Source organism: Pseudomonas sp. 22082 (assembly GCF_052046055.1).
Taxonomy (GTDB): Bacteria; Pseudomonadota; Gammaproteobacteria; order Pseudomonadales; family Pseudomonadaceae; genus Aquipseudomonas; species Aquipseudomonas pharyngis.
Genome location: NZ_JBQEQB010000044.1, coordinates 1 through 13,608, shown reverse-complemented (window position 1 = coordinate 13,608; position 13,608 = coordinate 1). Strand labels below are relative to the sequence as shown.

The following is a 13,608-nucleotide window of genomic DNA, read 5'->3' as shown; positions in this document are numbered from 1 at the left end:
CGGTGCGTGTCAAGGCACCTGTCGCCTTGTTCCAATCGTTGTTAGCCAGTTGAGCCCTTAAAGTCAGGGCGCTCTGGGTTTAAATACACCGCATCAGCTAGTTTCCAGTTGCGTGTCCGAGTGCTCCAACGGCTCGGATTAGCTTTCCTGGCATCCTCATAAAGCGCTGCTCTTGCTTGTAATAGCATCGTCGCTTTGCCTTCGTGCCTCTCGTTTGGCGTCACGTATTTCAAAGCGCTATGGCGATGATCTTCGTTGTACCACTCGATGAATTTCTGCACCCAAAGCCTCGCATCAATGACCGTATCAAATGGTTGATCCGGCCAGAGCGGGCAGTACTTTGCAGTGCGGAAAAGTGCCTCTGCATATGCGTTATCGTTACTTACCCTTGGCCGGCTAAAAGAAGGCTCGACGCCAAGTGCAACCATGCTTTCACGCAGCAAAGAACCTCTCATCACGTGTCCGTTATCCGAGTGCAGCACCAGCGGGCGACCCGCTGTATGTTCACGTAAGCATCCCTTTCTAAGCAGCTCGCATGCGTGTTCGGCGCATTCCACTTCGTGCACTTCATTGGCGACCAGTTTGCGGCTGTAGACATCCTTGACCATGTACCAGTAGAAAAATCGACCTCTGACGGTGCTTGGCAACCAAGTGATATCCCAGCACCACACCTGGTTGGGGCCATCGGCACAATGCGTCGTCAGCACCCTACGTTTCGGGGCTTTGGTTCGGCCGCGACGCACGTTTTGATGAGCCGCTTTTAACACTCGGTAAAACGTCGATTCCGAAGCCAGATAGATGCCTTCATCGGCCAGTTTGGGGACGATCTGGTGCGGAGTAAGGCTGGCGTAGCCAGCCTGATTGGCAGCATCAAGTACCGCTTGGCATTCCGACTCACTGAGCTTGTTAGCCGGAGCTGCCCGTTTAGCCAGCAGTCGCCCATCACAGTCAGCATATCGCCAGCGCTGGACTGTACGCAGGCTCAACCCCAACTCATTGCAGGCTCGATATCGACGAGCGCCGCTCTGCACTGCGTCTGCAATCAACTTCATGGCTTGCGTACGATCAGCGGCGTTAATCAGTCTTCCTTGTCCTTGCCCCAGATCGCATTGGCTTTTTTTCTGAGCTCCAGCAAGGCCACCGCCTCCGCACGTCCGGCATCTGACTGGATCAATTGACGCTCGAGTATTTTGATACGCCGTTGCTCGGCCGTTTTAGAGGTTCGAGAGTTGAGATCAACGACCGGATTGGCGTTTTGACAGGCCAGTCTCCACTGCTGAATTTGCTCAGGGTAAATGCCCTTTATTCGGCAATACTGAGAAATTTCCACCTCGCTCAACGGCGCGGTTTCCATAACAGCATTGAATTTATCGGCGCTAGACCATTGGTCACTGGTTTTGCCGTTTCCTGGAACGATCAAGCCTTTGTCTCTGGCCATTTGTCTCCAGTTTCGCAGCGACTGTGGCGTGAGATTGAGTGCAACGGCAAGTTCTGCCACTGACCGATTAAAGGGCGGCATCATTTGCAAAACGACCCAGTCTTTGAAGTCGCTGTCGTAGCGCTTGCCTAAATTGGACATTGTTATGCACCTTCACCCTCTTGAATGAACGAGTCAATCAACAAGGGCGACAGGTAGCCTGACACAGAGGGATAATGCCGCAAGTGATTGGCGAGCTGGGTCGCTGATGAGCTCACGCCAGGTATCCAGCCACTACGACTGGCTCGTCGTCGGTGCCGGGCTCATTGGTCTGTGCACCGCACTGCACCTGGCCCGACGCAAGCTGCGTGTGTGTGTCATCGAGCAGATGTCCCAGGTAACAAACGCTTCGACTGCATCCGGGGCCGGGATACGTTTTTTCGACCCTGACCCTGTTGTCAGCGCCCAGGTTGTAGAAAGCCACGGTTTTTACTCGGAACTGGGCCTGGCTGGCGATTTCCGTCCCTGCCCGAGTTATTACTGCTTCGGTGCGGCAGCTGAGGTTTTGCTGGACGGGGCCAGTCCGAGGGGCCTGCAGGTTCTTTCACGTGCGCAACTTCAGGCCCGCAGACCGCATATCGAATGGGGGGCTGTGGATTACGCCGTGGAAGATGAACACGCCGGTTTCAGAGATCCCCTGCTCACATGGCATGCACTGCGTTCAGCATGTGAGCGACTTGGGGTGACCTTCCGGTTCGGCCATCCGGTTCTGGCTCTGGAGCAAAGTGCCGGTGCACGGCACTTGTTGACGCAAGCGGGGCGTTACGTGGCGCATGGGGTGATCTTTGCCACCGGTTACTGGACGCCGAGCCTGCTCGAACGCTTGGGACTGCCGGCTGTAGTGCGCAATCGAACCATCACTGTTCATCGGCTTGCAGGCCATAACCTGTCGCATCTGCCCTTTGTGGTCGAACACGACAGTGGCTTCCATGCTCGTCCGACCGCATGCGGCGAGATTCTATTTGGCGTTCCTCAGCCGGATTGGGACGTTGCGCCAAACCATCTGCCTGACCGCGCCGACGCTCATCTGAACAAGGCCCTGGCACATTTGCAGCGGTTCGCACCCTTGCCGCTTTCATTCTCCGAAGTACGAACCACCCGCTCGGCAGACGCCTTCGCCTCACTGCCACCCGAGGCGCAAACCGCATTGCCGGCCCACACACATGTATTGGCTTTCGGCGAAGGAGCCGCTTTCAAGTACGCACCGGCCAAGACTTTGGCTTACATCAACTCAATACTGGGATCATAGATATGCAGAATCAGGGAACGATTGATTTTCGCGGTAAATTGCCAAGTTCCGAAGCATTGGTTCACACCCTGGTTAATGGCTATATGCTGTCTGCCTCGTTATTCGGTTGTATTGAGGTGAATCTGTTCAGTCATCTGGATGAGACATCAGGAACGGCAATCAGCGAATTGGCCGACGCGTGCCAGCTAAGTGCGGCGCAAGTCCAGAAACTGGTGTCCTTCGGTTTGTCGGTGGGACTGATCATTCAGCGAGATGAAAAGTTCTTCAACTCAAGCGATGCGCAGAAACTGCTCTCCCGCCATAGTACGAACAATATTTGTTCGGCGGTCGAGCACCACAGCCGTCATGTCTATCCGTTGTTCGGTCAGCTTGCCGAGTCGCTTAAAAGCGGCAAACCGATCTCCGATCGTCTGCACCTGTCCTCGGCGCACGGCGATACCAATGAGTTCTATGCCGAGCTGGATAAAAGCGAGAAAGACTTCAATGTGTTCATGACGGCCATGAACACGTTCAGCACCGGCGCAGGGACTCGTATTGCCGATGCGCTGAACGCGAGAGTCGGTTCTGCGACCCCGTTACGCATACTTGATCTGGGCGGCGGCGGTGGGCAGGTGTCCATTGAAATTGCGCAGGCGATCCCTCAGGCGCAGATCACAATGATTGATCTGGAAAAAGCCACGCGTTTCGCTCGCGCCGAAGTCGAGCGCAAGGGATTGAGCGATCGAATTTCATGCCTGTCAGGGGATATCTTCGATCGCCTGCCGTTGACCGAGGCTGACTTCGATGTGGTGCTGATCTCCGCTGCATTGGGGGACTGGAGTCATGATTACCAGGTCAAGCTGCTGGCCAATACTCACCATTACCTCAGGCCAGGAGGATGTCTGGCGGTCAGTGAAACCTTGTTGGACGATGATCTGGCCGGGCCGATTCTGCCGGCGCTCATGAGTCTCTATGTACAGATCCTGACCGAGGGCGGGCAGAACTTCAGCGCAAGTTCTCTGGTGGCGCTACTGTCTGGAAACCGGTTCGATCACATCGAGGTGCAGCTCAATCGCGCACATGGCTGTCGCGACACCGTGCTTGCCAGCAAGGCATAGGGATAAGTTTCACGTCCGTGCGATTACCCGGCGCGCATCTGGCACGAAAAAGTTACCATGTGTAAGTTATTGAATATATTTGTGAATATCACATGTAACTGTTGAGAAGGAGTCGTAAGTCATGAGTGATCTGAACACCCTGCGCGCCAGCCTCAAGAGCGGCGAACACATTTTTGCCGACACCCTGGCCTTCATCGCCGCCGGTTACGACTACCAGCCTCAGGCGTTCAACAATGGTGGCGTGGAAAACGCGGCCGGGCAGAACGAAGGTTCGTGCAAGACTTTGGGTCTGGCGCTGCTGGAAGGCTTGAGCGATGAAGAAGCACTGCTGGCGTTCGGCGAACACTACCGTTCGGTCGTGGCAACGCCTGAAGGCAGCGACCACGGCAATATCCGTGCGCTGATCCAGCACGGTCTGGCGGGCGTGAAGTTCGAAGCGCAACCGCTGACCCGCCGCTGATTCCGCGCGAATCGCAGGCATGAAAAAACCGGCCAATTGGCCGGTTTTTTCGTCAGATCGTTCCCACGCTCTGCGTGGGAATGCAGCCGGGGACATTCCGCGTCCCAAGGACGCAGAGCGTCCAGATGAGGCATTCCCACGCAGAGCGTGGGAACGATCACTGTCGTGGTGCCTGCTTTCTTAGAACGAAGCGTTCTGCAGACCGTCCAGGTAACGCTCGGTGTCCAGTGCCGCCATGCAGCCGGCGCCGGCCGAGGTGATGGCCTGACGGTAAACGTGGTCGGCCACGTCGCCGGCAGCGAAGATGCCTTCGACGCTGGTCGCGGTGGCGTTACCTTCACGGCCACCCTGAACGACCAAGTAGCCGTCTTTCAATTCCAGCTGACCTTCGAACAGCGAGGTGTTCGGGGTGTGGCCGATCGCGATGAACACGCCGTCGACCTTGATTTCGTCGAAGCTGCCGTCGTTGTTCTTCAGACGGGCACCGGTCACGCCCATGTTGTCGCCCAGCACTTCGTCCAGGGTCGCGTTCAGCTTCAGCTCGATCTTGCCTTCGGCCACACGGGCGTTGAGCTTGTCGATCAGGATCTTCTCGGCGCGGAAGGTTTCGCGACGGTGAATCAGGGTGACCTTGCTGGCGATGTTGGCCAGGTACAGCGCTTCTTCGACAGCAGTGTTGCCGCCACCGACCACGGCCACCGGCTTGTTGCGATAGAAGAAACCGTCGCAGGTCGCGCAGGCCGAAACGCCTTTACCCATGAACGCCTCTTCCGACGGCAGGCCAAGGTAACGAGCGCTGGCGCCGGTGGCGATGATCAGGGCGTCGCAGGTGTAGGTGCCGCTGTCGCCGGTCAGGCTGTATGGCTTGGAAGCGAAGTCCACAGCATTGATGTGATCGAAGACGATCTCGGTTTCAAAACGCTCGGCGTGCTCACGCATGCGCTCCATCAGCACCGGGCCGGTCAGACCGTGGACGTCGCCCGGCCAGTTGTCGACTTCGGTGGTGGTGGTCAGTTGACCGCCGGCCTGCATGCCGGTGATCAGCAGCGGCTTGAGGTTGGCGCGGGCAGCGTAGACGGCAGCGCTGTAACCGGCAGGGCCGGAACCGAGGATGATCACTCGCGAATGACGGACTTCAGACATGAACCTGCTCCTGTTGACCGGCCAAGACACCTGGCCGGACGCCGGACTGCCGGCGGGAATAAAAAAGGACTGTGGATAACCTTGGGGAAGGCATGAGCTCGACAGTCCTGTAAAAAGTTGGGTGCAGCGTATCGAGGGGGGCAAGATTAAGGAAATACGGTTTAACAATCCAGCTCATAGGTGGTCTCTATGCCGACACACTGACGAGATGGACGTCTTTGTTACAGTGAATGTCGATCCCGCTGCCGCGCTTTCACAGGTTCTGCAAAGTCGGTAAGGTCGGCGCGTTTTCCCTTGCTCGGAGCACCTTATGCCCGCCCCTGTTCTGTCCGGCCCGCAATACCTGCGTGAGGGCCTCAAACTGGTCTTGAGCCCTGGCCTGCGCCTGTTCGTGCTGCTGCCGCTGGCCATCAATCTGGTGCTGTTCGTCGGATTGATCTATCTGGCCGGTCACCAGTTCAGCCTGTGGGTCGACACGCTGATGCCGTCGCTGCCCGAATGGCTGAGTTTCCTCAGCTACATCCTGTGGCCGCTGTTCGTGGTGCTGGTGGCGTTGATGGTGTTCTTCACCTTCACGATGTTGGCCAACGTGATCGCAGCGCCCTTCAACGGTTTCCTCGCGGAAAAGGTTGAAGTGGTGGTGCGCGGCACCGACGACTTCCCGGCCTTCAGCTGGGGTGAACTGATCGCCATGATCCCGCGCACCCTGGCCCGGGAAATGCGCAAACTCGGTTACTTCCTGCCACGCGCCATCGGCCTGTTCATCCTTTCGTTCATCCCGGTGGTGAACATCGTCGCCGCGCCGCTGTGGTTGCTGTTCGGGGTGTGGATGATGGCAATCCAGTACATCGACTACCCGGCGGACAACCACAAACTCGGCTGGAACGAAATGCTCGCCTGGCTGCGCCAGAAGCGCTGGCAGAGCATGAGCTTCGGCGGCATCGTCTATCTGGTGCTGCTGATTCCGGTGGTGAACATCCTGATGATGCCGGCGGCCGTGGCTGGCGCGACACTGTTCTGGGTGCGTGAGCGCGGGGCCGAGAATCTGGTGACGCAACGCTGAGGCCACGTCACAAATCCATCATCCGAACGTCACAACCACGACATGGCCTCAGCCGACACTGAGGCCATGACGACAGCTCTACATATCACCCTCATCAGCGAAACCTTCCCACCGGAAATCAACGGCGTGGCCAATACCCTTGGCCGCCTGTGCGACGGTTTGCGCGCACGCGGGCATCGGGTGGAACTGGTGCGACCGCGTCAGGCTGACGATCCGCAGCGAAGTGAAGATGACTCGCTGCTGCTGTGCCGAGGCTGGCCGTTGCCGGGTTATCCGGGGCTGCAATGGGGGCAGTCGTCGATGCACAAACTGTTGCGACGCTGGACGCGCCAGCGCCCGGACGTGCTCTATATCGCCACCGAAGGCCCGCTCGGGCTGTCGGCACTGCGCGCGGCACGCCGACTCGGTATTGCCGTGGTCAGCGGCTTTCACACCAATTTCCAGCAATACACCCACCAGTACGGGCTGGGTTTGCTGACCCGCGTGCTCACCCACTATCTGCGCTGGTTTCACAATCGTTCGGCCCTGACCCTGGTGCCGAGCGTCAGCCAGCGCCTGGAGCTGGAGCGTCGCCACTTCGAACGCCTCGCGCTACTGTCCCGGGGTGTCGACAGTCAGTTGTTTCACCCAGCCAAGCGCCTTAATGCCTTGCGTGAGCAATGGGGTCTTGGCGAGCAGGACATTGCGGTCATTCACGTAGGACGCCTGGCGCCGGAGAAGAACCTCGGTCTGCTCAAGCGCAGTTTCGAAAAGCTCGCCGGCACTTACCCACAACGTAATCTGAAGCTGATCGTGATCGGCGACGGGCCGCAACGAATGGCATTGGAAAAGGAACTGCCCGAGGCGATTTTCTGCGGCTCGCAACGTGGCGAAGCACTGGCGGCGCACTACGCATCGGGGGATGTGTTTCTGTTTCCGAGCCTGACCGAAACCTTTGGCAACGTCGTGCTGGAAGCGCTGGCCTCAGGCCTGGGGGTGGTGGCTTACGACCAGGCCGCGGCGGCCCAGCATATTCGCCATGGCTACAACGGCGTGCTGGCGATGCCCGGGGATGAAGAGGCGTTCTGCGAGGCAGCGGCGTGGCTGCTGGAAGAAGACGAAAGGTTGCGCTGCGTACGCCTGAATGCACGCCAACACGCCAGCCGCCAGGGTTGGGCGGCTATCGTCGAACAGTTTGAAAACCATTTGCTGGGGGCTTGCCGCGACCTGCGCGACAAGCCTCCCACAACGATCAAACCAGCGTCATCAACGCCTCACGGCTGAACGGCAGAATGTCCTGCTCGCGGCCTTCGCGCACTTTCTGCGCCCAGTCCGGATCCACCAGCAGCGCACGCCCCACCGCCACCAGATCAAACTCGTCGTTGTTCAGACGCTCCAGCAGTTTTTCCAGACTGGCCGGTTGCGCGACCTTGTCGGTGTTGACCATGAACTGCAGGAACTCGCCGTCGAGGCCGACGCTGCCGACGGTGATGGTTGGTTTGCCGGTCAGCTTGCGTGTCCAGCCGGCCAGGTTCAGGTCGGAACCGTCGAATTCCGGCTCCCAGAAACGGCGCGTCGAGCAGTGGAAAATGTCCACGCCGGCGTCGGACAGCGGCGTGAGGAATTCGCCCAGCGCTTCGGCGGTTTGCACCAGACGCGCGGTGTAGTCCTGCTGTTTCCACTGCGAGAAGCGGAAGATGATCGGGAAGCCTTCGCCCACCGCTGCGCGTACGGCCTGAATCAGCTCGATGGCGAAACGCGAACGGTTGGCCAGGCTGCCACCGTATTCGTCAGTGCGCTGGTTGCTGCCTTCCCAGAAGAACTGGTCGATCAGGTAACCGTGGGCGCCGTGGATTTCCACGCCGTCCATGCCGATGTTCTGGGCATCTTTCGCCGCTTGGGCGAAGGCTGCGATCACGTCCTGGATGTCCTGTTTGGTCATGCCGTGCACCACGACCTGACCGTCCTTGAGTTTTTCCGACGGGCCGTAACCCGGCACGCTCGCGTCCGGTTCGGTACCCAGACGGCGCACATTGCCGACGTGCCACAGTTGCGGAACGATCTTGCCGCCTTCGGCGTGAACCGCGTCCACGACTTTTTCCCAACCGGCCAGCGCGGCTTCACCGTAGAAGTGCGGCACGTTCGGGTAACCGTTGGAAGCCTGATGGCCGACGGTGGTGCCTTCGGTGATGATCAGGCCGACACCGGCCGCCGCACGACGACGGTAGTACTCGATCACTTTGGAATTGGGCACACCGCCTGGAGAAAACGAGCGGGTCATGGGCGCCATGACCACGCGGGTCGGCAGTTCGAGGGCACCGAGCTGGAACGGTTTGAACAGGGCTTGCACGGGCATGGGAGGCTCCACGAAAAATTGATCGACGGTCATGCGAATCATATGACGGCGATAATATGCGCAGTTCCAACCAACCGATAGCACTATTGATCTGAATGATTAAGGGTCAAAAGGCAGGCGAAAAAAATCGCAGCTCGAGGGCTGCGATTTTTGTGTTTCAGCTCAGGGCTTTTTCAATCGCCGTGATCACCGAAGGATCATCCGGCGCCGTGCGTGGCGAGAACCGTGCCAGTACCCGGCCGTCCTTGCCGAGCAGGAATTTCTCGAAATTCCAGGTGATGTCACCGGGAAACTCCGCGCCCTCGCCCGCCAGCAGACGGTACAGCTGATGACGGTCGTGACCGTTGACTTCGAGCTTTTTCGACAACGGAAAACTCACGCCATAGTTGAGGCTGCAGAATTCCTGGATCTCCTGCTCACTGCCCGGTTCCTGGCCGGCAAACTGGTTGCACGGCAGGCCCAGCACACTGAAGCCTTTGCCTTTGTATTGCTGATAAAGGTTTTCCAGCGCCGCGTACTGTGGGGTCAAGCCGCATTTGGAGGCGACGTTGACCACCAGCACGACTTGGCCCTTGAAGGGTGCCAGCGGTAGCTCCTGGCCATCCAGGGCTGTCAACTTAAGGTCGTGAAAAGCACTCATGACGAACTCCAGATTCCCGTTTTCTACTCGAAACAGCCACTTGGCGAGACCACCAAGGACAGCCGCGGACTAAAAAGGCGCCCTCGGGCGCCTCTCCAGTACTCGAAAGCTTAGCGCAGAAAATCAGTGGTGATGGCCACCTTCGCCATGGACGTGACCATGAGCGATTTCTTCCTGGCTGGCGTCACGGATGGCAACGACCTTCACTTTGAAGTTCAGGCGCTGACCGGCCAGCGGGTGGTTGCCGTCGACAGTCACGTCGTCGCCGTCCAGGTCACGAATGGTGACGATCTGCATCTGGCCGTCCGGCGCCGAAGCGTGGAACTGCATGCCAACTTCCAGCTCGTCAACGCCTTCGAACATGCTGCGGCTCAGGGTGCTGACCAGTTCGGCGGCGTATTCGCCGTAGGCATCTTCCGGCTCGACGGAAACGTCCAGCTCGTTGCCGACTTCTTTACCTTCCAGGGCTTTTTCCAGGCCCGGGATGATGTTGCCTGCGCCATGCAGGTAGACCAGCGGAGCGCCGCCGGCGGAGCTGTCGATGACCTCACCAGCGTCGTTGGTCAGGGTATAGTCGATGGAGACAGCCTTATTGGCGGCGATCAGCATGGGGCGAGACCTTTTGCATAAGAATGAAGAACGGACAAGTCTAAACAAGGATTTGCCCGAAAGCGAACAGAACCCGGACAGACGGGATCGATTGGCGCCCGTGACCGTCAGCGGATTCCATCAGGACGAGGACGGCCACTGGGTCGCCGAGCTCTCCTGCGGCCACACCCAGCACCTGCGCCACCTCCCGCCCTGGCAGTCCCGGGCGTGGGTGCTGGACGCCGCGCAACGTATTGAAAAAATAGGCCAACCCTTTGCTTGCGGTTGGTGCGCTCAAGGCTCGGTTAGCGATAACCTTGGCGACTGAATTGCGGCAGATCGGCACACAGAGACGATCGCCATTGCCATGCACCCTTAGAGAATCCGCATGCAAACTTTTTTTATCGCGCCCACCGACTTTGGTGTGGGTCTGACCTCCATCAGCCTCGGGCTGGTGCGTACGCTGGAGCGGGCCGGGCTGAAAGTCGGCTTCTTCAAACCGATCGCCCAGCCGCATCCGGGCGACACCGGCCCTGAGCGTTCGACTGAACTGGTAGCGCGCACCCACGGCCTGAAACCGCCGCAGCCACTGGGCCTGGCCCACGTCGAGCGGATGCTCGGCGACGGCCAGCTTGACGAGTTGCTCGAAGAAATCATCACCCTCTACCAGCAGGCCGCCATCGGCAAAGACGTGCTGGTCGTCGAAGGCATGGTGCCAACCCGCAGCGCCAGCTACGCCGCGCGGGTCAACCTGCACCTGGCCAAGAGCCTGGATGCCGAGGTGATTCTGGTCTCGGCCCCGGAAAACGAAGTGCTGACCGAGCTGTCAGGCCGCGTCGAGTTGCAGGCGCAACTGTTCGGCGGGCCGAAAGACCCGAAAGTCCTCGGCGTGATCCTCAACAAGGTCAAGACCGACGAGAGCATGGACGCCTTCGCCGCGCGTCTGAAAGAGCATTCGCCCTTGCTGCGCACCGGTGATTTCCGTCTGCTCGGCTGCATTCCGTTCCAGCCCGAACTCAACGCTCCGCGCACCCGCGACGTCGCCGACCTGATGGGCGCCCAGGTGCTCAACGCCGGCGACTACGAAACCCGGCGCATGACCAAGACCATCATTTGCGCGCGCACCATGCGCAACACCGTAGATCTGCTCAAGCCCGGCGTACTGGTGGTGACCCCCGGCGATCGCGACGACATCATCCTCGCCGTCAGCCTCGCGGCCATCAATGGCGTACCGCTGGCCGGCCTGCTGCTGACCAGCGACACCCTGCCCGACCCGCGCATCATGGACCTGTGCCGTGGCGCGTTGCAGGCCGGTCTGCCGGTGCTGTCGGTGAGCACCGGCTCCTACGACACCGCCAACCTGCTCAACGGCCTGAACAAGGAAATCCCCGTCGATGACCGCGAACGTGCGGAGATCATTACCGACTTCGTCGCCAGTCACCTCGATGCCAACTGGCTGCACCAGCGCTGTGGCACGCCACGGGAAATGCGCCTGTCGCCGGCGGTGTTCCGCTATCAGTTGATTCAACGCGCGCAGGCCGCCAACAAACGTATCGTCCTGCCCGAAGGCAGCGAGCCGCTCACCGTACAGGCAGCGGCAATCTGTCAGGAACGCGGGATTGCCCGTTGCGTGCTGCTGGCCAAACCGGCTGACGTCGAAGCCGTGGCCCGGGCCCAGGGCATCGTGTTGCCGCCGGGACTGGAAATCCTCGATCCGGATCTGATCCGCGAGCGCTACGTCGAACCGATGGTCGCCCTGCGCAAGAGCAAAAGCCTCAACGCGCCGATGGCCGAGCAACAACTGGAAGACACCGTGGTGATCGGCACCATGATGCTGGCACTGGATGAAGTCGACGGCCTGGTCTCCGGCATCATCAACACCACGGCCAACACCATCCGTCCGGCGCTTCAACTGATCAAGACCGCTCCGGGCTGCACACTGGTGTCGTCGGTGTTCTTCATGCTGTTCCCCGAAGAAGTGCTGGTCTACGGCGACTGCGTGATGAACCCGCATCCGAGCGCCAGCGAACTGGCGGAGATCGCCCTGCAAAGCGCCGACTCGGCCGCCGCGTTCGGCATCACCCCGCGCGTGGCGATGATCAGCTACTCCAGCGGCGAATCCGCCACCGGCGAAGAAGTCGAGAAAGTCCGCGAAGCCACCCTGCTCGCCCACGAACAGCAGCACTCGTTGCTGATCGACGGGCCGTTGCAGTACGACGCCGCCGCCAACGAAACCGTGGCCCGGCAACTGGCGCCGAACAGCCAGGTGGCCGGCCGCGCCACGGTGTTCGTGTTCCCCGACCTGAACACCGGCAACACCACCCACAAAGCCGTGCAGCGCAGCGCCGATTGCGTCAGCCTCGGCCCGATGCTGCAAGGCCTGCGCAAACCGGTGAACGATCTGCCGCGCGGCGCGCAGGTCGACGACATCGTCTACACCATTGCCCTGACCGCGATTCAGGCTGCCAACCGACCTCTGGATATCTGACCCGATGCTGGCTTTTCTCCCTGCCCCTCTGCGCGGCGTGATCGCCGCGCTGCTGCTGGCGCTGAACACGATCCTGCTGTGCTCGTTCCTGTTTCTCGTGGCGCTGATCAAAGTGCTGCCGTTCGACCTCGCACGCCGCGCCTCGCGTTGGCTGATGAGCCACACCCACGAAGCCTGGATCAGCAACAACAAAGGCTGGATGAACCTGGTCCGCCGCACCCGCTGGCACCTCAGCGGCCTGCAAGGCCTGGACTATCAACACTCGTACCTGATCACCAGCAACCACCAGAGCTGGGTCGACATCCTGGTGCTGCAATACGTGCTCAACCGGCGCATCCAGCCGCTGAAGTTCTTCCTCAAGCAGGAACTGATCTGGGTCCCGGTCATCGGTCTGGCGTGGTGGACACTGGGCTTCCCGTTCATGAAACGCTATTCAAAAGCCTATCTGGAAAAACACCCGGAAAAGAAAGGCAAAGACCTCGAAACCACCCGCAAGACCTGCGCGAAATTCCGCGACAACCCGGTAGGCATCTTCAACTTCGTCGAAGGCACACGCTTCACCGAAGGCAAGCACGCGCAGCAGCAATCACCGTTCAAATACCTGCTCAAGCCCAAAGCCGGCGGCATTGCCTTCGTACTGGATGCGATGGGCGAACAGCTGGAATCGATCGTCAACGTCACCATCCACTACCCCGGCGGACGCCCTGGCTTCTGGGACCTGCTGTGCGGCAACGTCCGAGACGTAGTGGTGCACTTCGAAGAACTGAAAATCCCACCGCAGTTCATCGGCAAAAACTACGACCAGGACGGCGAATACCGCCTGCAATTCCAGGGCTGGATCAACCAACTGTGGCAAGACAAGGATGCATTGCTCGAGCAGATGCACCGCGAATATCCCAACCGACGCTGATCTTCCGTGTGGGAGCGCCTGACGGTGGTTGGCTGTCAGGTGCTCCCCCGGAAGAGCAAAGCACCCCTTCCCGCACCTGCTCTTCACCACTCAACACAATGAGCGTTAGCTCGAGTACCGCTTTTGACGTGCCGGCCCCATCGGAAGGCTGAGTGGAG

At 59.7% G+C, this 13,608-nt stretch carries 13 protein-coding genes; 8 read left to right on the top strand and 5 right to left on the bottom strand.

Annotation, left to right across the window (positions count from 1 at the left end; genetic code table 11):
• Positions 1-41: 41 nt before the first annotated feature.
• Positions 42-1,579 (bottom strand): IS3 family transposase gene (locus ACTJK9_RS29360; protein ID WP_139834536.1). Its coding sequence is split into 2 segments (ribosomal slippage): positions 42-1,129 and positions 1,129-1,579, totalling 1,539 coding nucleotides; the frame shifts between segments, so codons are not numbered across the junction.
• A 106-nt stretch (positions 1,580-1,685) separates the two neighbouring features.
• On the opposite strand from ACTJK9_RS29360, the gene ACTJK9_RS29355 reads away from it, so the two are divergent.
• The 3 genes from ACTJK9_RS29355 to ACTJK9_RS29345 all read left to right on the top strand — a co-directional run bounded on the left by ACTJK9_RS29355 (position 1,686) and on the right by ACTJK9_RS29345 (position 4,283).
• Positions 1,686-2,726 (top strand): NAD(P)/FAD-dependent oxidoreductase, encoded by a 1,041-nt coding sequence (locus ACTJK9_RS29355; protein WP_085611350.1) that lies wholly within the window; start codon positions 1,686-1,688, stop codon positions 2,724-2,726.
• A gap of 2 nt (positions 2,727-2,728) precedes the next feature.
• Entirely contained in the window at positions 2,729-3,823 is a 1,095-nt protein-coding gene (locus ACTJK9_RS29350; protein WP_440817829.1) for a methyltransferase, read from the top strand.
• Between the two features lie 121 nt (positions 3,824-3,944).
• Positions 3,945-4,283, top strand: a complete 339-nt coding sequence (locus ACTJK9_RS29345) for a HopJ type III effector protein (RefSeq protein ID WP_085611348.1) — start codon at positions 3,945-3,947, stop codon at positions 4,281-4,283.
• Positions 4,284-4,463: 180 nt separating this feature from the next.
• On the opposite strand, the gene trxB is transcribed toward ACTJK9_RS29345, so the two are convergent.
• A complete protein-coding gene (gene trxB, locus ACTJK9_RS29340; RefSeq protein ID WP_039769336.1) occupies positions 4,464-5,426 on the bottom strand; it encodes a thioredoxin-disulfide reductase in 963 nt (320 codons plus the stop codon).
• A 310-nt stretch (positions 5,427-5,736) separates the two neighbouring features.
• Between trxB and cysZ the strand changes: the two genes are divergently transcribed.
• The gene (cysZ, locus tag ACTJK9_RS29335) at positions 5,737-6,489 is read left to right on the top strand and encodes a sulfate transporter CysZ (protein WP_011332493.1); all 753 of its coding nucleotides are present in this window, start codon (positions 5,737-5,739) and stop codon (positions 6,487-6,489) included.
• A gap of 42 nt (positions 6,490-6,531) precedes the next feature.
• Positions 6,532-7,752 carry a glycosyltransferase family 4 protein gene (locus tag ACTJK9_RS29330; RefSeq protein WP_085611347.1) on the top strand — a complete coding sequence of 407 codons (1,221 nt, stop codon included), beginning with the start codon at positions 6,532-6,534 and terminating at the stop codon, positions 7,750-7,752.
• Here ACTJK9_RS29330 and ACTJK9_RS29325 read toward each other — a convergent pair.
• From ACTJK9_RS29325 to ACTJK9_RS29315, 3 genes are all read right to left on the bottom strand, one after another.
• Positions 7,721-8,824, bottom strand: a complete 1,104-nt coding sequence (locus tag ACTJK9_RS29325; RefSeq protein ID WP_440817827.1) for an NADH:flavin oxidoreductase — start codon at positions 8,822-8,824, stop codon at positions 7,721-7,723. The two genes, ACTJK9_RS29330 and ACTJK9_RS29325, sit on opposite strands and share 32 nt — an antisense overlap.
• Positions 8,825-8,981: 157 nt before the next feature.
• On the bottom strand, positions 8,982-9,464 hold the full coding sequence (locus ACTJK9_RS29320; protein ID WP_007959082.1) for a glutathione peroxidase: 483 nt from the start codon (positions 9,462-9,464) through the stop codon (positions 8,982-8,984).
• 123 nt (positions 9,465-9,587) lie between these two features.
• The gene (locus ACTJK9_RS29315) at positions 9,588-10,073 is read right to left on the bottom strand and encodes an FKBP-type peptidyl-prolyl cis-trans isomerase (RefSeq protein ID WP_007959084.1); all 486 of its coding nucleotides are present in this window, start codon (positions 10,071-10,073) and stop codon (positions 9,588-9,590) included.
• Here ACTJK9_RS29315 and ACTJK9_RS29310 point away from each other — a divergent pair.
• Genes ACTJK9_RS29310 through ACTJK9_RS29300 form a run of 3 tightly spaced genes read left to right on the top strand, consistent with a single transcriptional unit; the run spans position 10,072 to position 13,450 of the window.
• The gene (locus tag ACTJK9_RS29310; protein ID WP_085611462.1) at positions 10,072-10,380 is read left to right on the top strand and encodes a DUF3565 domain-containing protein; all 309 of its coding nucleotides are present in this window, start codon (positions 10,072-10,074) and stop codon (positions 10,378-10,380) included. The genes ACTJK9_RS29315 and ACTJK9_RS29310 overlap by 2 nt on opposite strands.
• Positions 10,381-10,440: 60 nt before the next feature.
• The gene (pta, locus tag ACTJK9_RS29305) at positions 10,441-12,540 is read left to right on the top strand and encodes a phosphate acetyltransferase (RefSeq protein WP_085702484.1); all 2,100 of its coding nucleotides are present in this window, start codon (positions 10,441-10,443) and stop codon (positions 12,538-12,540) included.
• Positions 12,541-12,544: 4 nt separating this feature from the next.
• Positions 12,545-13,450, top strand: coding sequence for an acyltransferase (locus ACTJK9_RS29300; protein WP_221398717.1), 906 nt, complete (start codon positions 12,545-12,547; stop codon positions 13,448-13,450).
• Positions 13,451-13,608: the final 158 nt, after the last annotated feature.

What these genes read in the sequence shown, in the direction of transcription:
- ACTJK9_RS29325 (WP_440817827.1), bottom strand. Translation starts at nt 8,824, where the DNA reads ATGCCCGTGCAAGCCCTGTTCAAACCGTTCCAGCTCGGTGCCCTCGAA.
- cysZ (WP_011332493.1), top strand. Translation starts at nt 5,737, where the DNA reads ATGCCCGCCCCTGTTCTGTCCGGCCCGCAATACCTGCGTGAGGGCCTC.
- trxB (WP_039769336.1), bottom strand. Translation starts at nt 5,426, where the DNA reads ATGTCTGAAGTCCGTCATTCGCGAGTGATCATCCTCGGTTCCGGCCCT.
- pta (WP_085702484.1), top strand. Translation starts at nt 10,441, where the DNA reads ATGCAAACTTTTTTTATCGCGCCCACCGACTTTGGTGTGGGTCTGACC.
- ACTJK9_RS29345 (WP_085611348.1), top strand. Translation starts at nt 3,945, where the DNA reads ATGAGTGATCTGAACACCCTGCGCGCCAGCCTCAAGAGCGGCGAACAC.
- ACTJK9_RS29310 (WP_085611462.1), top strand. Translation starts at nt 10,072, where the DNA reads ATGGGGCGAGACCTTTTGCATAAGAATGAAGAACGGACAAGTCTAAAC.
- ACTJK9_RS29350 (WP_440817829.1), top strand. Translation starts at nt 2,729, where the DNA reads ATGCAGAATCAGGGAACGATTGATTTTCGCGGTAAATTGCCAAGTTCC.
- ACTJK9_RS29300 (WP_221398717.1), top strand. Translation starts at nt 12,545, where the DNA reads ATGCTGGCTTTTCTCCCTGCCCCTCTGCGCGGCGTGATCGCCGCGCTG.
- ACTJK9_RS29315 (WP_007959084.1), bottom strand. Translation starts at nt 10,073, where the DNA reads ATGCTGATCGCCGCCAATAAGGCTGTCTCCATCGACTATACCCTGACC.
- ACTJK9_RS29320 (WP_007959082.1), bottom strand. Translation starts at nt 9,464, where the DNA reads ATGAGTGCTTTTCACGACCTTAAGTTGACAGCCCTGGATGGCCAGGAG.
- ACTJK9_RS29330 (WP_085611347.1), top strand. Translation starts at nt 6,532, where the DNA reads ATGGCCTCAGCCGACACTGAGGCCATGACGACAGCTCTACATATCACC.
- ACTJK9_RS29355 (WP_085611350.1), top strand. Translation starts at nt 1,686, where the DNA reads ATGAGCTCACGCCAGGTATCCAGCCACTACGACTGGCTCGTCGTCGGT.